Annotated in this window: 16 protein-coding genes; 11 read left to right on the top strand and 5 right to left on the bottom strand. The window is 72.7% G+C overall.

What is annotated here, in order from left to right:
• The first annotated feature begins 130 nt into the window (after positions 1-130).
• Entirely contained in the window at positions 131-958 is an 828-nt protein-coding gene (locus ACFYYB_RS36690; RefSeq protein ID WP_389441875.1) for a hypothetical protein, read from the top strand.
• A 129-nt stretch (positions 959-1,087) separates the two neighbouring features.
• On the opposite strand, the gene disA is transcribed toward ACFYYB_RS36690, so the two are convergent.
• On the bottom strand, positions 1,088-2,212 hold the full coding sequence (gene disA / locus ACFYYB_RS36685) for a DNA integrity scanning diadenylate cyclase DisA (protein WP_243339766.1): 1,125 nt from the start codon (positions 2,210-2,212) through the stop codon (positions 1,088-1,090).
• A 193-nt stretch (positions 2,213-2,405) separates the two neighbouring features.
• Positions 2,406-3,833: a DNA repair protein RadA gene (gene radA, locus ACFYYB_RS36680; protein WP_389441872.1), complete on the bottom strand. Its 1,428-nt coding sequence runs from the start codon at positions 3,831-3,833 to the stop codon at positions 2,406-2,408.
• Between the two features lie 229 nt (positions 3,834-4,062).
• Between radA and ACFYYB_RS36675 the strand changes: the two genes are divergently transcribed.
• On the top strand, positions 4,063-5,931 hold the full coding sequence (locus tag ACFYYB_RS36675) for a hypothetical protein (RefSeq protein ID WP_389441869.1): 1,869 nt from the start codon (positions 4,063-4,065) through the stop codon (positions 5,929-5,931).
• A gap of 19 nt (positions 5,932-5,950) precedes the next feature.
• Here the strand turns inward: ACFYYB_RS36675 and ACFYYB_RS36670 are convergent, their stop codons facing one another.
• Positions 5,951-6,817, bottom strand: a complete 867-nt coding sequence (locus ACFYYB_RS36670; protein ID WP_389441866.1) for a hypothetical protein — start codon at positions 6,815-6,817, stop codon at positions 5,951-5,953.
• Positions 6,818-6,880: 63 nt separating this feature from the next.
• Between ACFYYB_RS36670 and ACFYYB_RS36665 the strand changes: the two genes are divergently transcribed.
• The 4 genes from ACFYYB_RS36665 to ilvD all read left to right on the top strand — a co-directional run bounded on the left by ACFYYB_RS36665 (position 6,881) and on the right by ilvD (position 11,475).
• Entirely contained in the window at positions 6,881-7,828 is a 948-nt protein-coding gene (locus tag ACFYYB_RS36665) for a Ppx/GppA family phosphatase (protein ID WP_389441864.1), read from the top strand.
• Positions 7,829-7,975: 147 nt separating this feature from the next.
• A complete protein-coding gene (locus tag ACFYYB_RS36660; RefSeq protein WP_389441862.1) occupies positions 7,976-8,809 on the top strand; it encodes a sugar phosphate isomerase/epimerase family protein in 834 nt (277 codons plus the stop codon).
• The gene (locus ACFYYB_RS36655; protein ID WP_389441859.1) at positions 8,806-9,429 is read left to right on the top strand and encodes a TetR family transcriptional regulator; all 624 of its coding nucleotides are present in this window, start codon (positions 8,806-8,808) and stop codon (positions 9,427-9,429) included. Before ACFYYB_RS36660 ends, ACFYYB_RS36655 begins: the two co-directional genes overlap by 4 nt.
• Positions 9,430-9,621: 192 nt before the next feature.
• Positions 9,622-11,475, top strand: a complete 1,854-nt coding sequence (gene ilvD / locus ACFYYB_RS36650) for a dihydroxy-acid dehydratase (protein ID WP_389441856.1) — start codon at positions 9,622-9,624, stop codon at positions 11,473-11,475.
• 58 nt (positions 11,476-11,533) lie between these two features.
• Here the strand turns inward: ilvD and ACFYYB_RS36645 are convergent, their stop codons facing one another.
• Positions 11,534-13,642, bottom strand: a complete 2,109-nt coding sequence (locus ACFYYB_RS36645; protein ID WP_389441854.1) for a PQQ-binding-like beta-propeller repeat protein — start codon at positions 13,640-13,642, stop codon at positions 11,534-11,536.
• Positions 13,643-13,749: 107 nt separating this feature from the next.
• Here ACFYYB_RS36645 and ACFYYB_RS36640 point away from each other — a divergent pair, with 107 nt between their 5' ends.
• From ACFYYB_RS36640 to proC, 5 genes are all read left to right on the top strand, one after another.
• Positions 13,750-14,052 carry a peptidase gene (locus tag ACFYYB_RS36640; RefSeq protein ID WP_389441851.1) on the top strand — a complete coding sequence of 101 codons (303 nt, stop codon included), beginning with the start codon at positions 13,750-13,752 and terminating at the stop codon, positions 14,050-14,052.
• Positions 14,053-14,131: 79 nt separating this feature from the next.
• Entirely contained in the window at positions 14,132-14,665 is a 534-nt protein-coding gene (locus ACFYYB_RS36635) for a hypothetical protein (RefSeq protein ID WP_389442336.1), read from the top strand.
• Between the two features lie 91 nt (positions 14,666-14,756).
• Positions 14,757-15,560, top strand: a complete 804-nt coding sequence (locus tag ACFYYB_RS36630) for an ABC transporter ATP-binding protein (RefSeq protein WP_389441848.1) — start codon at positions 14,757-14,759, stop codon at positions 15,558-15,560.
• Positions 15,557-16,294, top strand: coding sequence for an ABC transporter permease (locus ACFYYB_RS36625; protein ID WP_389441845.1), 738 nt, complete (start codon positions 15,557-15,559; stop codon positions 16,292-16,294). Before ACFYYB_RS36630 ends, ACFYYB_RS36625 begins: the two co-directional genes overlap by 4 nt.
• Before the next feature lie 136 nt (positions 16,295-16,430).
• Entirely contained in the window at positions 16,431-17,240 is an 810-nt protein-coding gene (gene proC, locus ACFYYB_RS36620; protein WP_389441843.1) for a pyrroline-5-carboxylate reductase, read from the top strand.
• A gap of 65 nt (positions 17,241-17,305) precedes the next feature.
• On the opposite strand, the gene trpS is transcribed toward proC, so the two are convergent.
• Positions 17,306-18,304 carry a tryptophan--tRNA ligase gene (gene trpS, locus ACFYYB_RS36615; RefSeq protein ID WP_389441841.1) on the bottom strand — a complete coding sequence of 333 codons (999 nt, stop codon included), beginning with the start codon at positions 18,302-18,304 and terminating at the stop codon, positions 17,306-17,308.
• Positions 18,305-18,992: the final 688 nt, after the last annotated feature.

Below are 18,992 nucleotides of genomic sequence, written 5' to 3'. Positions count from 1 at the left end.
TCGGTTCCCGGTCCGTTCCCGGTCCGTTCCGGCGCAGATGATCACCCCGCAGGATGATCATCGGCAAAACAAGGCGCGTGCGCGGCATGTGGGCACTGATCGCGCCCCGAACTCTCGTAAGGTTCCGTCCGTGGGATCTCTGCGCAATCCGGTCGGGCCGCTCCCCTCCTCCATCTACTGGCGACGGAGGGCCGTGCTGGCGTCCGTTGCCGCGCTCCTCGCGATGCTCGCCGTATGGACCGTCAGTTCCGGTGCGGGCAAGTCGAGTACCAACGGCAAGGGCCAGGGCGGCTCCGGTCCCGTCACCCAAATCACCCCCGGACCCTCGGGTTCCGGTCCGGCGATCACTCAGGCCCCGGGCGGGCGTGGTGAGTCGGGCTCCGGCGGCTCCGGCGGGACCGCCGGCACCGGCACGGGCTCCGACCCCGGTGCGAGCCCCGGCACGGGCGGGAGCGGCGAACCGGGCACCGATCCCGGAGGCGCCGACCAGGGCGGGGCGGGCGGCTCCGGCGGCTCTTCGGCGGGCCAGGTCGTCCCGGCCGACTCGCCGGTGCCCACGTGCGCGCCCGGTGCGCTCCAGTGGGAGGTCAAGAGCGTCAAGAACGAGTACGAGGCGGGCGAGAAGCCGCGCCTCGAACTCATCGCGCGCAATGTCTCGGGCACGACCTGCAAGGTCGATCTCGGCCCGAAGCAGGCCGTGCTGACGATCACCCAGGCCGGCAACGCCAAGTCGGTCTGGTCCTCGGCGGACTGCCCGACGGGCGCGGGCAACGTGTTCTACCGGGTCCCCTCGCAGGGCGAGACCAAGCAAGCCATGGACTGGGACCGCCACTTCAGCGAGGCCACCCAGTGCCAGACGCCTCCGGCGGGGGCGGCCGCGGCGGACACCTACGTGGTGGAGGTCAAGTCCCCGGGGATGCCGGTGGCCCGCACCTCGTTCGTACTGAAGCCGGAGTAGCCCGAGTAGCCCCAGTGGTCCGAGTGGACGGGGCCGGACAGAACGGAAGGGCCGGACCGCCTACGGGCGGTCCGGCCCTTCCGTGTGCTCTGTGCTCTCGACGTGCTCCGCGTGCTCGCCGTTCGAGGCCTAGACGTACCGCTCCAGGATGGAGGACTCCGCCAGCCGCGACAGCCCCTCGCGGACGCTGCGCGCACGCGCCTCGCCGACGCCGTCGACCGTCTGGAGGTCGTCCACCGACGCCGCGAGCAGCTTCTGCAGCCCGCCGAAGTGCTCCACCAGCCGCTCGATGATCGCCCCGGGCAGCCGGGGCACCTTCGCCAGCAGCCGGTACCCGCGCGGGGACACCGCCGAGTCCAGGGTCTCCGGCGAGCCCGTGTACCCGAGGGCCTTCGCCACGATGGCCAGCTCCAGCAGCTCCGGATGCGTCAGCGCGTCCAGCGCCGGCAGCGCCTCGTCCACCGTGCGGGAACGCTTCGCCGTCGGCTCCGGCACGTAGTCCCGGATGACCAGCTCCCGCTCCTGCTCGATCCCGACCGTCAGCTCGTCGAGCTGGAGGGAGAGCAGCCGGCCGTCCGTGCCGAGCTCCACCACGTACTCCGCGATCTCCGTCGCGATGCGCCGGACCATCTCCAGGCGCTGCGCCACCGCCGTGACGTCGCGGACCGTCACCAGGTCCTCGATCTCCAGCGCGGACAGCGTCCCGGCGACCTCGTCCAGGCGGAGCTTGTACCGCTCCAGCGTGGCCAGTGCCTGGTTCGCCCGCGACAGGATCGCCCCGGACTCCTCCAGCACGCGCCGCTCGCCGTCCACGTACAGCGCGATCAGCCGCATCGACTGCGAGACCGACACCACCGGGAAACCGCACTGCTTCGAGACCCGGTCCGCGGTCCGGTGCCGGGTGCCCGTCTCCTCCGTGTGGATCGACGCGTCGGGCACCAGCTGGACGCCCGCCCGCAGGATCTTGGTGATGTCCTTGTCCAGGATCAGCGCGCCGTCGAGCTTGCACAGTTCGCGCAGCCGGGTCGCGGTGAACTCCACGTCCAGCACGAAACCGCCCGTGCACATGGCCTCGACCGACTTGTCCATCCCGAGGACGATGAGCCCTCCGGTATTGCCGCGAACGATCCGTTCGAGCCCATCACGCAGGGGCTGACCAGGTGCGACCGCGCTCAGCGAGGCGCGCATCATGGCCTCCTGCTTGGAGCTCGCGCCCGACTTCCCGGATGCTGCTGCCCCGTCCTTGGCTGCCACTGCACTCCTCCGGTCGCGGGATGTACCGCCTGCGTACGGCCGGGCGGACCATCCCGAAGTCTACCGGCGCGGCCCCGGCGCCCGCCGTGCCTTGGCCGGGCCGGGCCGGGGAGCGCCCCGTCCGGGCCCGCTGACCTGCTGCGGAGGGCCGGCCGGAGGGCTTCCGGGGTGCTTCAGGGGCGCTTGCGGAGGGCTACTGGCCCGCGGCGGCGTCCTTGGTGTCCTTCGCCGGCGTACGCGACCGCCCGCGCGGCAGGACCCGTAGGGCGTCGCCCATGTCGGCGACCTCGGTCACCTTCATGCCCGCCGGGACCTTCCCCGGGTCCACCGGCACCAGCGCGTGCGTGAAGCCCAGCCGGAACGCCTCCGCGAGCCGCCGCTGCACGCCCGTCACGCGCCGGACCTCGCCCGCGAGGCCGACCTCCCCGATGGCGACCAGGTTCTTCGGGAGCGGTACGTCACTGGCCGCCGAGGCCAGCGCCAGCGCGACGGCCAGGTCGGCGGCCGGCTCGGTCAGCTTCACCCCGCCCACGGTCGCGGTGTAGATGTCCCGCTTGCCGAGCGCCGTGATCCGCCCGCGCTGCTCCAGCACCGCCAGCATCATCGAGACGCGCGAGGTCTCCAGTCCGGAGGTGGTGCGGCGCGGCGAGGGAATCTGCGAGTCCACCGTCAGCGCCTGCACCTCCGCGACCAGGGGCCGCTTGCCCTCCAGCGTCACCGTCAGACAGGTGCCGGGGACGGCCTCGGTGCGGCGGGTCAGGAACAGCCCGCTCGGGTCGGCGAGGCCGTTGATGCCCTCGTCGGTGAGCTCGAAGCAGCCGACCTCGTCCGTGGTGCCGTACCGGTTCTTCACGCCGCGCACGAGGCGCAGCCGCGCGTGCCGGTCGCCCTCGAAGCTCAGGACGACGTCGACCAGGTGCTCCAGCAGCCGGGGACCGGCGATGGCCCCGTCCTTGGTGACGTGGCCGACCAGCAGCGTGGACATCCCGCGCTCCTTGGAGGCCCGGATCAGCGCCCCGGCCACCTCCCGGACCTGCGCCATGCCGCCGGGCGCACCGTCGATCTCGGGGGAGGCGACCGTCTGCACGGAGTCCATGATCAGCAGGGAGGGCTTCACGGCGTCGAGGTGCCCGAGCACGGCGGACAGATCGGTCTCGGCGGCCAGGTAGAGGTGCTCGCTGAGCGCGTTGATCCGGTCGGCCCGCAGCCGGACCTGGCTCGCCGACTCCTCGCCCGTGACGTACAGCGTGCGGTGCTCGTCGGAGGCGGCCTTCGCCGCGACGTCGAGCAGCAGCGTCGACTTGCCGACGCCCGGCTCGCCCGCCAGCAGGACGACCGCGCCGGGCACCAGCCCGCCGCCCAGCACCCGGTCCAGCTCGCTCACGCCCGTGCTGCGCGCGGTCGCCGTCCGCACGTCGACCTGCCCGATCGGCACGGCGGCCGTGGTGACCCGGCCGGCCGCGGTGGTGCGCACGGCGGGCGCGCCGCCGACCTCCTCGACGGTGCCCCAGGCCTGGCACTCGGGGCACCGGCCGAGCCACTTGGCGGTGGAGTACCCGCACTCGGTACAACGGTAGGACGGCCGGTCCTTGGCGGATGAACGAGATGTACGGGCAGCCATGCGGCCCACCGTAGCCGCCGCCACCGACAGCCCCCGCCGAGCGGCCTCCGCGGAGGCGGCGCGGGGGCGGCGCGGGGGTCCCGGGGCGGTCCCGAGGTGGTCCCGGCGTACACGCCGTGGCGTGCACCGTCAGGGGTGTCGTCAGCACGACGCCGATCCGTTCACCCGTAAGGGCTAAAACTGGTGAAGGCTTCCGGAGCGCCACCGGCGCGCCGCCTACGGTCGCCAAGTGACCAGCAGCAACCAGGGACACCCCGCTCCGCGCACCGGCGCACACCGGGCGCACGGGCGCACGCCCCCCGAGGCGACCAGGGTGGAGCAGCCGCCACCGTTCCGGTACGAGCCCTACCTGGACGGGCTGTTCACGTACTGCCTCTCGGTCCTGTGCGACCACGACACCGCCACCGACGTGCTCGGCGACGTCCTCGCCGTGGCCGACCGCCATCCCGGCCGCTGCCCCGACGAGGGGGACCGGCGGGCCTGGCTCTACGCCCTCGCGCGCTGGGCCTGCCTGCGCAGGCTCGCCGAGCGGCGGCGTACGCGCTACGGGTACGGGGGAGCGCATTCCGCCCGGCGTGCACCGGAGCACACGAACGCCGGACGTGCGCCGGATCCCACGACGGCGAGCGCCGACGCGAACGCGGCCGTGAACGCCGACGCGAACGCCGCTGAGAACGCGACGGCGAACGCCGCGTCGGCCGGCCCCGGCGGCCCCGGCGGCCCCGGCGGCCCCGGCGGCGGCGGGCTCGACGTGTCCGCCTACCGCCGCACCGAGCTGGCCCGCCTCGCCTGGCCGGAGGCCGCCGGGACCAGTCCCGAGCAGCGCGAGGCACTCGAACTCGCCGTCCGCCACCGCCTCGGCGTCCCCGAACTCGCCGCCGTCCTCGGTACGCCCCCGGCCGCCGCCCGCGAACTGCTCTCCGGCGCCGCCTGCGAGGTGGAGCGCACCCGCGCCGCCCTCGCCGTCGTGGAGACGGGCAACTGCCCGACCGTGTCCCGGCTCGCCGTCGACGGGGGCGACGGCGGCGAAGGCGGGGGAGACGGGAACCTGCTCCTGTCCTCCTCCCTGCGCGCCGAGCTCGTCCGCCACGTCGACGACTGCCCGATCTGCCGCCGCGTCGCCGAACGCGTGGGCGCCGGCGCGCCCTGGCCCGGCTCGGGCGGCATCAACACCGCCGCCCTCCCGCTGGTTCCGGCCCCGCGCACCGCCGTCCGCGCCGCGATGCTCCGCTCCGGCGGCCGCCGGGGCGCCGGCACCGGCCCGCGCTTCGACCGCACGGGCTTCCCGATGGACCCCAAGGACCGCGCGGCCCGCCGCGACCGGCTGCGCACCCGCGCCGTGACCACCACGGTCGTCGCCACCGTCGTCGCGGCCCCGGTGCTGGCGCTGTGGGCGGCGTACCGCGGCGCCCCGAGCACCGGGGAACCCGTCGGCAACGGCTCCACGCGCATCTCCGCGAGCGAGGCGGAGCTCCCGCCGGCCCGTACCGACGGCCGCCCGCTGACGGCCTACGAGAACGCGGGCAACGCCGCCGTCGCCACCGACGGCCCCGACTTCGCCCCGGCCGGGGCGACCCCGGACGTCTCCGTGGAGGTCATCAGCAGCGGCGCGCCGCCGAGTTCCACCCCCGGCGCTCCCGGCACCCCGGGCCGGCTGACCGCGGCCGCCTCCACCCACGGAACGACCACCCTGCTCACCCTCACCGCGTCGGGCGGCGCCCCGGTCGAGTGGCGGCTGTGGTCCGACGCCCCGTGGCTGCGGGCCAGTACGACCTCGGGCCGGCTGGCGCCAGGAGAATCGGTCACCCTACGGATCACCGTGGACTCCGGAGCCCAGCCCGTGGGGGCCTGGAGCGCCCGGGTCGGGGTGGACCCGGCCGGCGCGGTGATCTCCATCCGGGGCCGGGGCCGCCCGGCACCCACCCCGCCCGGCCCGCAGCCCACCCCGCCCGAGCCGCAGCCGACGCCCACCCCGACGCCCACACCCACGCCGACCCCGACCCCGACGCCGGAGCCGACACCCACGCCGACGCCCACTCCGACCCCGAGTCCCACGGACGGGGCCACGCCCACGCCGGATCCGACCCCGGCGCCGTAGGCCGCAGGCCTCGTACCGCCTACGGCGCGGGGGTGGGGGCGGGGGTGGGATCGGCCGGGTGCGGGGCCATCGGCAGCAGCGAGGAGAGCCGCGCCTCGCAGAGCCGTACGAGTTCCTCGTACCCCTCCTTGCCCATCAGCTCCGTCAGCTCGGCGCGGTACGACTCGTACACCGGCTTGCCGGCGCCGTGCGCGGACGTGGCCGAGGTGCACCACCAGTGCAGGTCGTGGCCGCCCGGGCCCCAGCCGCGCCGGTCGTACTCGCCGATCGACACCTGCAGGACCCGGGTGTCGTCGGGCCGGTCGATCCACTCGTAGGTCCGCCGGATCGGAAGCTGCCAGCACACGTCCGGCTTGGTCTCCAGCGGCTCCTGCCCGCCGCGCACCGCCAGGATGTGCAGGGAACAGCCGGCCCCCGCCGGGAAACCGGGCCGGTTCAGGAAGATGCAGGCACCGTCCCAGCGGCGGGTCTGCTTCTCCCCGTCGTCGTCGTGCTGCGTCCACCCGGTCTCGCTGCCGACGTCGTGGAACTGCCACAGCTCCGGCGTCAGCCGCGCCACGTTCTCGGCGACCCGCTTCTCGTCGTCCTCGTCGGAGAAGTGCGCGCCGAGCGTGCAGCAGCCGTCGTCCGCGCGGCCCGCCTGGATGCCCTGGCAGCCGCTGCCGAAGATGCAGGTCCAGCGGGAAGTGAGCCAGGTCAGGTCACAGCGGAAGACCTGCTCCTCGTCTGCGGGGTCGGGGAACTCCACCCAGGCCCGCGGAAAGTCGAGCCCCTTCTCGTCCGCCCGCGCGCCCTTGGCGCTCTTGGCACCCGTGGCGTCCTTTGCGGGCTTGCCGGCCTTACCGGCCTTGGTCTTGGACTTGTTGGCCTTCTTCGTATTTGGCACAAACCCCAGCCTAAGCGCCCCTTACTCCACCCCTACGCCTTTGGACCAGTAGCGTTTCCCCCCATGAGACTCGGTGTCCTTGATGTGGGTTCGAACACGATCCATCTGCTGGTGGTGGACGCGCACCCCGGTGCGCGCCCGCTGCCCGCGCACTCGCACAAGGTGGAGCTGCGGCTGGCGGAGCTGCTCGACGCGGACGGGGCGGTGACGCCCGAGGGCGTCGAGCGGCTGGTTTCCGTCATCGGGGACGCGGTGCAGGCCGCCGAGGACAAGGGGTGCGAGGACGTGCTCCCCTTCGCGACGAGCGCGGTACGGGAAGCCACGAACGCCGACGAGGTCCTCGCCCGGGTGAAGGCGGAGACGGGCGTCGACCTCCCCGTCCTCAGCGGCGAGGACGAGGCCCGCCTGACGTTCCTCGCGGCGCGGCGGTGGTTCGGCTGGTCGGCGGGCAAGCTGCTGCTCCTGGACATCGGCGGCGGCTCCCTGGAGATCGCCTACGGCATCGACGAGGACCCCGACGCGGCCGTCTCCCTCCCCCTGGGCGCCGGCCGCCTGACGGCGGGCTGGCTCCCGGGCGACCCGCCCGACCCGGCGGACATCCGGGCCCTGCGCCGTCACGTACGGGCCCAGATCGCCCGCACGGTCGGCGAGTTCAGCCGCTTCGGGACGCCGGACCGGGTGGTGGCCACCTCGAAGACCTTCAAGCAACTGGCCCGGATCGCGGGGGCGGCCCGCTCTGCGGAAGGCCTCTACATCCAGCGGGACCTGACCCGGAAGTCGCTGGAGGAATGGGTCCCGAGACTGGCGGCGATGACCACGGCCCAGCGCTCTGCCCTGCCGGGCGTCTCGGAAGGCCGCTCGAACCAGCTCCTCGCGGGAGCGCTGGTTGCGGAGGGCGCGATGGATCTCCTCGGGGTCGAAGCCCTGGAAATCTGCCCCTGGGCCCTCCGCGAAGGCGTCATCCTCCGCCGCCTGGACCACCTCGGCCGGTCCACTCCGGTCGGCGTCTGATCGGCGTCTGATCGGCGCGGCGCCGCCGTCGCGCCTCACACGCCGGCGGGGCCGGGGTGCTGCCGGGGCTCGGTGGCCCTGTGAGGGGGCCGCGCCCTCGGGGCCGGTCAGGGTTCGGCCCCACGGCGACCCCGATACCCTGGCCCCGTGGCAGAACCAGTCCGGATCCCGACCGCGAGAGTCGCCCTCTCGACCGCCTCCGTCTACCCGGAGTCAACGGCGACCGCCTTCGAGATCGCCGCGCGCCTCGGCTACGACGGCGTCGAGGTCATGGTCTGGACGGACCCCGTCAGCCAGGACATCGACGCCCTGCGCCGCCTCTCCGACCACCACCAGGTCCCGATCCTGGCGATCCACGCCCCCTGCCTCCTCATCACGCAGCGCGTGTGGTCCACCGACCCCTGGACCAAACTCCAGCGCGCCCAGACGGCAGCCGAGAAGCTCGGCGCGAGCACGGTCGTCGTCCACCCGCCGTTCCGCTGGCAGCGCCAGTACTCCCGCGACTTCGTGACCGGCATCTGGCGGATGGCCGACGAGACCGACGTCCGCTTCGCCGTCGAGAACATGTACCCCTGGCGCTACCGCGACCGCGAAATGCTCGCCTACGCGCCCGAGTGGGACGTCACCAAGGACGACTACCGCCACTTCACGGTCGACCTCTCGCACACCGCGACCGCCCGCACGGACGCGACCGCGATGATCGACCGGATGGGCGACCGCCTCGCCCACATCCACCTCGCGGACGGAAACGGTTCCGCGAAGGACGAGCACCTCGTCCCCGGCCGCGGCACCCAGCCCTGCGCCGAACTCCTGGAGCGGCTCGCCGCCACCTCCTTCGACGGGCACGTCGTCATCGAGGTCAACACCCGCCGCGCGATGTCCTCCGCGGAACGCGAGGCCGACCTCGCCGAGGCGCTGGCCTTCACCCGCCTGCACCTCGCGACGGCCCCGGGCCCGGCACCGAGGACCCCGCACCCGTGACCACGCCCCCGCCGTCCAAGCCCCGCCGCGGCCCCGGCCGCCCCCGCCAGGACGAGGCCGACGACGGCCCCGGCACCCAGGAGCGCATCCGCCTGGCCGCCCGCGCCGAGTTCGCCGCGCGCGGCTACGACAAGACCTCCGTCCGCGGGATCGCCAAGGCGGCCGGCGTGGACCCGGCCCTGGTGCACCACTACTTCGGCAGCAAGGACGACCTGTTCGCCGCCGCGATCGAGCTCAGCATGGAGCCCGCCCTCGTCCTCCCCGCGATCATGGGCGCGGGCCCCGACGGCATCGGCGAGCGGCTGGCCCGCTACTTCCTCGGGGTCTGGGAGAACCCGGTCACCCGGACCCCGCTGCTCGCCGTGGTCCGCTCGGCCCTCACCCACGACGCCGCCGCGAAGGTGCTGCGCCGGCTGATCCTGCACCGCCTCCTGGAGCGGATCGCGGCCGACCTCGACGTGCCGGACCCGACCTTCCGCGCCGAGCTCGCCGCCTCCCACATGATCGGCATCGCGATCCTGCGCTACGTCGTCCAGGTCGAGCCCCTCGCGTCGGCGGACCCGGAGACGATCATCGGCCTGGTGGCCCCCACCCTCCAGCGCTACCTCACCGAGGAATGACGGCACCGAGGAAGGGCGACACCCTCGCGCGCAGCCCCGTAGGCTCCGCACCCGTGCCCAATTACTGAGCCGCCCGTCCCGGGATCCGGACAGCCTGTCCGGATCCCGGGCAGGGGGCGTAGCCTCGTAACCGAGCCATATCCACAGTCGCGGCAGGCGCTCGCGTCACCGCACACATGGGGAGAGAACCCGATGCCCGAGCTGAGGTCCCGCACCGTCACCCACGGCCGCAACATGGCAGGCGCACGTGCCCTGATGCGCGCATCGGGCGTAGCGAGCGCGGACATCGGGAAGCCGATCATCGCGGTCGCCAACTCCTTCACCGAGTTCGTCCCCGGCCACACCCACCTGGCCCCGGTCGGCCGCATCGTCTCCGACGCGATCCTGGCCGCCGGCGCCGTCCCCCGCGAGTTCAACACCATCGCGGTCGACGACGGCATCGCCATGGGCCACGGCGGCATGCTGTACTCCCTCCCGTCCCGCGACCTGATCGCGGACTCGGTCGAGTACATGGTCGAGGCGCACTGCGCCGACGCGCTGATCTGCATCTCCAACTGCGACAAGATCACCCCCGGCATGCTGATGGCCGCCATGCGCCTCAACATCCCGGTCGTCTTCGTCTCCGGCGGCCCGATGGAGGCCGGTCAGGCCACCCTCGTCGACGGCACCGTCCGCAAGCTCGACCTGATCGACGCCATGGTCGACGCCTCGAACGACAGCGTCTCCGACGAGGACGTGCTCCGCATCGAGGAGAACGCCTGTCCCACCTGCGGCAGCTGTTCGGGCATGTTCACCGCCAACTCGATGAACTGCCTCGCCGAGGCCATCGGCCTGGCCCTCCCCGGCAACGGCTCGGTCCTCGCGACGCACACCGCCCGCCGCGCCCTGTACGAGGACGCCGGCCGCACGATCGTCGAGATCACCAAGCGCTACTACGAGCAGGACGACGAGTCGGTCCTGCCCCGCAACATCGCGACCCGTCAGGCCTTCGAGAACGCCATGGCCCTCGACATCGCCATGGGCGGCTCCACCAACACGATCCTGCACCTCCTCGCCGCCGCGCAGGAAGCCGGTCTGAAGTACGACCTCACGGACATCGACGAGATCTCCCGCCGGGTCCCGTGCCTCGCCAAGGTCGCGCCGAACGTGGCGCCCGGCGGCACGTACTACATGGAGGACATCCACCGGGCCGGCGGCATCCCCGCCCTGCTCGGCGAGCTCCACCGCGGCGGCCTGCTCAACAAGGACGTCACCACCGTCCACTCCGCCAACCTGGAGGACTGGCTCGCGAAGTGGGACGCCCGCTCCGGCACGGCCCCCGACGAGGTCATGGAGCTGTGGCACGCGGGCCCCGGCTGCCAGCGCTCCGCCTCCGCCTTCTCCCAGTCCGAGCGCTGGGACACCCTCGACCTCGACGCCGAGGGCGGCTGCATCCGCTCCGTCCAGCACGCGTACTCCAAGGACGGCGGCCTCGCCGTCCTGCGCGGCAACATCGCGGTCGACGGCTGCGTCGTGAAGACCGCCGGTGTCGACGAGTCGATCTGGACCTTCGAGGGCCCGGCCGTGGTCTGCGAATCGCAGGACGAGGCCGTCGACAAGATCCTCCGCAAGGAGATCAAGGCCGGCGACGTGGTCGTCATCCGCTACGAGGGCCCGCGCGGCGGTCCCGGCATGCAGGAGATGCTCTACCCGACGTCCTTCCTCAAGGGCCGCGGCCTCGGCAAGGTCTGCGCCCTGATCACGGACGGCCGCTTCTCCGGCGGCACCTCGGGCCTCTCCATCGGCCACGCCTCCCCGGAGGCGGCCTCGGGCGGCTCCATCGCGGTCGTGGAGGACGGCGACCGCATCCGCATCGACATCCCGAACCGCTCCATCGAGCTGCTGGTCGACGACGCCACGCTGGCCGCCCGCCACGAGGCCCTGGGCGGCGTCTACGCCCCGAAGAACCGCGAGCGCAAGGTCTCCGCGGCCCTGCGCGCCTACGCGGCGATGGCCACCAGCGCCGACAAGGGCGCGGTCCGCGACGTCAGCCTCCTGGAGCGCTGACCCCGTACGATCCGGCCCCGGCCCCGTCCGACACCCGTCGGACGGGGCCGTCCGCGTCTCACCACCCGGCGGGATCCCCCGCCACCACGGCGAACACGCTGCCGTCCGGCGCCGACGCGTACACCCGCCCGTCCCCGACCACGGGCGCGGGCAGGCTCCCGGCGAAGGTGTCCTTGCCGGTGCCGGTCCGGGGCTTGGTCTGGCCCGCGGGCTTTCCCCCCGCCGCGTCGAAGGCCAGCAGCCGTCCGTCCGGCGCGGTCAGGAAGACGTGCCCGTCGCCGAACACCGGCCGGGAGGCACCCGCCAAGCCGGTCTCCGTCCGCCACTCCTCCTTGGCGGGGCCGACGGCTGCCAGTCCGCCGGGGGCTCCGAAGACGTAAACGACTCCGTCCGGCCCCACCGACCCCTGGGCTTGGTAGAGCGGTGTCGCGAGCCGCACCCGCGTCACGGCGCGCGTGCTCAGCTCCACCCGTACGACGGAGCCCGTGCCCCCGGACACGTCACTGTCCAGCAGGTACATCCGGCTGCCCGCCACTCCGACGGGTTGCAGCATTCCGGTCGTACGGGTCTGCCAGCGCACCGCCCCGGTCGCCGGGTCCACGGCCGAAAGCTGGGTCGACCTGCCGTCGGCGGTCGGTGTCACCCCGTACAGCACCGGCCCGCCGGGCTCCCCGGACCCGGCCCGCCAGACGGAACCCAGCCCGCCGAGGTGCTTCGTCCACCGTGCGGCACCGGTGGTCGCGTCCAGTGCCGTGAGGCTTCCGTTCTTCGCGGCGATCAGTACGCGGGTTCCGACCGGCACCACGCGCGAGCCTTCCGGGACGTTTCGCCTCCAGCGCTCGGCGCCGGTCGAGGCGTCCAGGGCCTGGAGCAGTCCGCCGCCCTGATCCACCGCGAAGACGAGCCCGCCCCCGAACAGGGGGGCGTTGTCCTTGGCCGTCAGGGTGTCCGCTGAGGCCGCCCGTACGGTCCACACCGCGGACCCGTCCACGGTGTCGAGGCGGGTCACCGTCGAGCCGGGCCCCGAGCAGTACAGGGCTGTTGCCTGCCAGGAGCACGCCGCGCCCCGTTCGCCCAACCGCACGGACCACGGCCGGACCGGCTGCGGAGCGGGCACCACCGGCGCGGCCCGCTGCTTCGGGGGCTTGTCGCCGGGCGCCGACCACGCGTAGCCGCCCACGGATCCCCCCACCAGCAGAAGACCGATCCCCGCCGCGACGGCCACCCGGGTCCGCCGACTGCGTTCCGGAGCCTCGGCCGGGGTGGCGATCGCCTCCCGGCGGTGCGTGGGCTCCTCGTCGGCCAAGGGTTCCCGCTGCCGCGGGACGAAGGCCTGCGTGTCCTGATCGGTCGGGTACGCCAACGCCCGCAGCGCCACGATCAGCGCGTCCGCACTCGGCCGGTCCGCCGGATCCTTGGCCAGACACTGCGCGACCAGCGGCACGAGCCGCTCCGGCAGACCGGTCAGATCGGGCTCGCTGTGCACCACCTGGTACGCCACCAGGTAGTGGCTGTCGGAGTCGAAGGGCCCCCGTCCGGTCGCCGCGTAGACGAGTACCGCCCCCAGGGCGAACACATCGGCCGCGGTCCCGACCTCCCGAGGCCGCTGGAACTGCTCCGGCGCCATGAACGGCGGGGTCCCGATCAGCTTGCCCGTCTCGGTCCGCAGATCGCTGTCGGCGGGCCGCGAGATCCCGAAGTCGATGACCCGCACCCCGTCCGGGGCCATCAGCACGTTGCTGGGTTTCAGGTCCCGGTGGACGACCCCCGCCCGGTGGATGTCCCGCAGGGCCTCCGCCAAGCCGGCGGCGAGCCGCGTCAGCTCCTTGGGTTCCAGTACGCGGTCCCGTACCCGCTCGGAGAGGGTCGGGGAGTCGATGAACAGCGTGGCCATCCACGGCCGTTCGGCATCGGGATCCGCGTCCACGACGGGCGCGGTGAACGCTCCGCTCACCCGCCGGGCCGCCGCGACCTCCTGCCGGAACCGGGCCCGGAACTCCGGATCCACGGCATGCTGCGGATGCACGATCTTGACGGCGAGTTTCAGCCCCGACTCGGAGGTGGCCAGGTGGACGACGCCCATGCCGCCGGAACCGAGCACGGACTCGAGCCGGTACTGCCCGGCGTACTCCGGAAAACCCGCGTATTCCGCACGTATTGCACGCACCGCTCACCACCCCTGCCGGAGCCTAGTCGATGGTCCGTGCGCATCTCCAAGGTCCTGCTACCCTGCGCGAGTTGCGCAGTGCAACACCGTAAGGGGGGAGTTTTCACATGTCGGTCGAGAGCGATTCAAGCCAAGTCGAGAGCCTTACTTCCGGGTCGGGATTCCCGACCTTCCCGGTCGCGCCCGGCTACCGGGTGAACGTCCGCAACGGTCCCGGCACCAATTACGCGGTCGTCCGCGTCCTGCCGCTCGGAGCCTCCGTCGGCGTTCGCTGCCAGTGCGAGGGGGCGAACGTCTCCGGGCCCTACGGCACGACGACGATCTGGGACAACATCGGCAACGGCGAGTACATCTCCGACGCCTACGTGAAGACCGGCAGCGACGGCTACATCACCAGCCGCTGCGGCTGAGACCCGCCCGCACCCATCCGGTCCATCTCACGGCCCGCCCCGTGAGACACCCCGGGCCGACCCCGCCCGGCGGGGGATAATCGCTGGTGTGAGCGACGACCAGCGAGACCAGACCCCCGCCGAGCCGGCCCCCGCCGTGCCCACCGGCCCCGAGCCCGAGCCGATCCGGTTCTTCGGCACCACCTGGGTGAACCACGACGGCGGCTACGGCGCACGCCGCGTCGGAGCGGCCCTCGTCGCGCTGATCCTCGCCGTCCTCAGCGCCTTCCTGCTCCGGTTCTCCTACGAGGGCCTGGAGATCGGCAACGTCGGCGCGTTCCTCAGCATCTCCGTCGTCGTCCTCTTCGCGATCGCCAGCTCCATCGCCTTCGTCAAGACCTGGGAATCCTTCAGCCGCCGCCAGCCCCCGTCCTCCGACGAGACGGCCCTCAAGGGCCTGAAGGCGATCGGTTTCATCGGCAGCCTCATCGCGTACTTCCTGCGCTGCTTCGTCGAGGCCCCCGGCGAGAAGCTGCGCCGCACCGAGTACGAGCACGCCACGGCCGAGTTCGCCCGCCGGCGCGGTGCCCGTACCGGCAACCCGGCCGCCCGCCGCCCCAAGCGCAAGAAGTAGCCCCCGGCGCAGGGCGCCATCCCGGCCCGGCACCGCACCCCGCACCGCCCCAGCCTTGCGCAGGGGCACCGCCGGGAGCATTATTCATCACATGATGAATAACCAAGCGGCCGCCGCCGTCCACGCCGACGGCCTGACCGTCCGCCGCGGCACCGGCCGCACCCCCCGCACCGTCCTCGACGGCCTCGCCTTCGACGTCCCCCGGGGCCGCATCACCGGCCTCCTCGGCCCCTCCGGCTGCGGAAAGTCCACCCTGATGCGCGCCGTCGTGGGCACCCAGGCCCACGTCACCGGCACCCTCGACGTCCTCGGCCACCCCGCCGGCCACCCTGGACTCCGCTCCCGCATCGGCTACGTCACCCAGGCGCCCTCCGTCTACGACGACCTCACCGTCCGCCAGAACCTCGACTACTTCGCCGCGATCCTCGACCCCGGCCGCGCCGCCGCCGAGCGCCGCCGCGAGACCGTCACCCGGGCCATCGCCGACGTCGACCTCACCACCCACACCACCGCCCTCGCCGGCAACCTCTCCGGCGGCCAGCGCAGCAGGGTCTCCCTCGCGGTCGCCCTCCTCGGCAGCCCCGAGCTCCTCGTCCTCGACGAGCCGACCGTCGGACTCGACCCGGTCCTGCGCCGCGACCTGTGGAACCTCTTCCACGAGATCACCACCACCCGCGGCGCCACCCTCCTCGTCTCCTCCCACGTCATGGACGAAGCCGAGCGCTGCCACGACCTCCTCCTCATGCGCGAGGGCCGCATCCTCGCGCAGGACACCCCCGAGGCACTGCGCACCCGTACCCACGCGGACACCGTCGAAGAGGGCTTCCTCCGCCTCGTCGACGCCGCGAACGCCGAAGCCACCAGCACTCAGGCCCCCCACGGGAGCACCCGATGAGCACCGCCCGCACCGTCGCCACCGCCGCCCGCGTCCTGCGCCAGCTCCGCCACGACCCGCGCTCCATCGCCCTGATGCTGCTGGTCCCCGTACTGATGCTGATCCTGCTCCGCTACGTCTTCGACGGCAGCCCGCAGACCTTCAACGGCATCGGCGCGTCCCTCCTCGGGATCTTCCCCCTCATCACGATGTTCCTGATCACCTCCATCGCGACCCTGCGCGAGCGCACCTCCGGCACCCTCGAACGCCTCCTCGCCATGCCGCTCGGCAAGGGCGACCTCATCGCCGGCTACGCCCTCGCCTTCGGCGCCATGGCGGTCATCCAGTCCCTCCTCGCCACCGGCGTCGCCCTCTGGGTCCTCGGCCTCGACGTCGTCGGCTCCCCGTGGCTGCTCCTGCTCGTCGCCCTCCTCGACGCCCTGCTCGGCACCGCCCTCGGCCTCTTCGTCTCCGCCTTCGCGGCCTCCGAGTTCCAGGCCGTCCAGTTCATGCCGGCCGTGATCTTCCCCCAGCTGCTGCTGTGCGGCCTGTTCGCCGCCCGCGACACGATGCAGCCGGTCCTCGAAGCGATCTCGAACGTCCTGCCCATGTCCTACGCCGTCGACGGCATGAACCAGGTCCTCACCCACACCGACATGACCGCCGACTTCGTCCGCGACGCCGTGGTCGTCGCCGGATGCGCCCTGCTGGTCCTCGCCCTCGGCGCCGCCACCCTCCGCCGCCGGACGCCCTGACCGGATAGGGCCTGACCGGACCGGGCCTGACCGGACTGCGGACAGCCCGCCTCGCTTCCTCCCACGAGTGCAAGGATGAGGAAGCAGACGCAGACCGTGCACGCGTGCAGGAACAGTTCGACGAGGTGAATCGGGCATGACCCAGACAGTCGCAGTCCTCGGTACCGGCAAGATCGGCGAGGCCCTGCTCAGCGGGATGATCCGCGGCGGCCGCCCCGCCTCCAAGCTCCTCGTCACCGCCCGCCGCCCGGAGCGCGCCGAGGAGCTGCGCACCCGCTACGGCGTCGAGGCCGTCACCAACGCCGAGGCCGCCAAGCGCGCCGACACGCTCATCCTCACCGTGAAGCCGCAGGACATGGGCAAGCTCCTCGAAGAGCTCGCCCCGCACCTCCCCGCCGACCGCCTGGTCATCAGCGGCGCGGCCGGCATCCCGACCTCCTTCTTCGAGGAGCGCCTCGCCCCGGGCACCCCGGTCGTCCGCGTCATGACGAACACCCCCGCCCTCGTCGACGAGGCCATGTCCGTCATCTCGGCCGGCAGCCACGCCACCGCCGCGCACCTCGCGCACACCGAGGAGATCTTCGGCGGCGTCGGCAAGACCCTGCGCGTCCCGGAATCCCAGCAGGACGCGGCCACCGCCCTCTCCGGCTCCGGCCCCGCGTACTTCTACTACCTCGTCGAGGCCATGACCGACGCCGGCATCCTCCTCGGACTGCCCCGCGCCCAGGCCCACGACCTCATCGTCCAGGCCGCCGTCGGCGCCGCCGTCATGCTCCGCGACAGCGGCGAGCACCCGGTCAAGCTCCGCGAGGCCGTCACCTCCCCGGCCGGCACCACCATCAACGCGATCGTGGAGCTGGAGAAGCACGGCGTACGGGCGGCCCTGATCGCCGCCCTCGAAGCGGCCCGCGACCGCAGCCGCGAACTCGCCTCCGGCAACAGCTGACACCCGCCGGCCGTTACGGGGCCGCGCGCGCAGCCCCGTAACGACGCCCGCCCCTCTTCCCCTCCTCAGGGCTCCAGCAGCCCGATGGCCCGGTACGCCGCGTCGACCACGGGCCGCGCGATCGCCCGGGCCCGCCCGGCCCCCGCGCGCAGCACCGCATCCACCGTCCCCGGATCGGCCGCGAGCTCCGCGTGCCGTACGCGGACCGGCCGCAGCAGTTCCACGACGGCGTCGGCCACGTCCCGCTTGAGCGCCCCGTACCCGGTGTACCCGTCGGCCAGCGCGGCCGGCTCGCCCCCGGTGCAGGCGGCGAGGACGTCCAGCAGGTTCGCGACCCCCGGCCGCCCGGCCGGGTCGTAGACCACCCCGCCCTCCCCGCTGTCGGTGACGGCCCGCATCACCTTCTTCCGCACCGCCTCGGGCTCGTCGAGGATGAACACCACCCCGGGCCCCGTGTCCCCCGACTTCCCCATCTTCGACCGCGGGTCCTGCAGGTCCATGACCCGCGCCGCCACCACCGGATGCGTGGCTTTGGGCACGGTGAAGGTGTACCCGTACCGCTGGTTGAACCGCACCGCCAGATCCCGGGTCAGCTCGACGTGCTGCCGCTGGTCCTCCCCCACGGGCACCTCTCCGGTCCGGTACGCCAAAATATCGGCGGCCATCAGCACGGGATAGGTGAGCAGCGACAGCCGCACCCCTTCCCCCGAGGCCTGCGCCTTCGCCGCCTTCTCCTTGTACTGCACCATCCGCCGCAGCTCCCCGTCCGAAGCCGTGCACTCCAGCAGATAGGAGAGCCGGGCGTGCTCGTCCACGTGGCTCTGCACGAAGAGCGTGCACTTCTCGGGAGTGAGCCCGGCGGCGAGCAACAGCGTCGCCGCCTGCCGACTGAGCCGGCGAACCCGGGCCGGATCGTGCTCCACGGTCAGGGCGTGCAGATCGACCACGCAGAACAGCGCCTCGTCGGGCGCCTGCTCGGCGGCGACCCACTGACGTACGGCCCCCAGGTAGTTCCCCAGCGTCAGATGCCCCGTCGGCTTGACCCCGCTGAAGATCCTCGTCATGTCCCTGCTCCCTGCTCGTGTCGGTGTGGGCGTCGACGCCACCGCGTCGGGCGGCCGAGCCACTCCCGGGAGGGGAGAAACGAAAAACGGCCGCCGAGATTCGGCGGCCGTCGAGCGCGTGCGTGCTCGCGTGGTGGGTGGGCCGCCGTCAGGCGGCCCACCAACGGAGGTCGAGCATGAGCGCACGCGTAGTCATGGGGGAGAGGCTAGACCCTGAGGGGTGAGGAGGGCGTGAGGTTTCCACCCTCCGCGGGGCGGGTCAGCCTGGAGTTGACACACGCGTGCTGGATCCGTAAGGTTCTTCGAGTTGTCCGAAGTGAGCATCCGACCCCGGTCGGTCCCCGGACAGCCATCCCGCACTACACATTCGAACGAGCGACTCACTTTGTCGTCCCGTTTTCATGCGTATTTGCGAATGAGGAATCCGCGTTCACGAACGCGGCCGCCGATTAGGTTCGGGGGCAAGGAATCCGCTACTGTCTCACTCGTCGCAAGGGCCCAACAGCCCGAACGACAAACCCCGTTGACTGGGAGTCAGGCCCGAAAGGATCTGATAGAGTCGAACTCGCCGGAAAGGGAAAGCGCGAAAGCGGATGACCTGGAAGGCGGAAAACAAGCGAGACAGACTCTGATAGAGTCTGAAACGCAAGAACAGAACAGAACGAAAGCCCGGAGGAAAGCCCGAGAG

Origin of the sequence: Streptomyces sp. NPDC002886 (assembly GCF_042888445.1) — a bacterium.
GTDB lineage: Bacteria > Actinomycetota > Actinomycetes > Streptomycetales > Streptomycetaceae > Streptomyces.
Note: the sequence above shows the minus strand (reverse complement) of the source record. Positions and strands in the feature narration are given on the sequence as shown.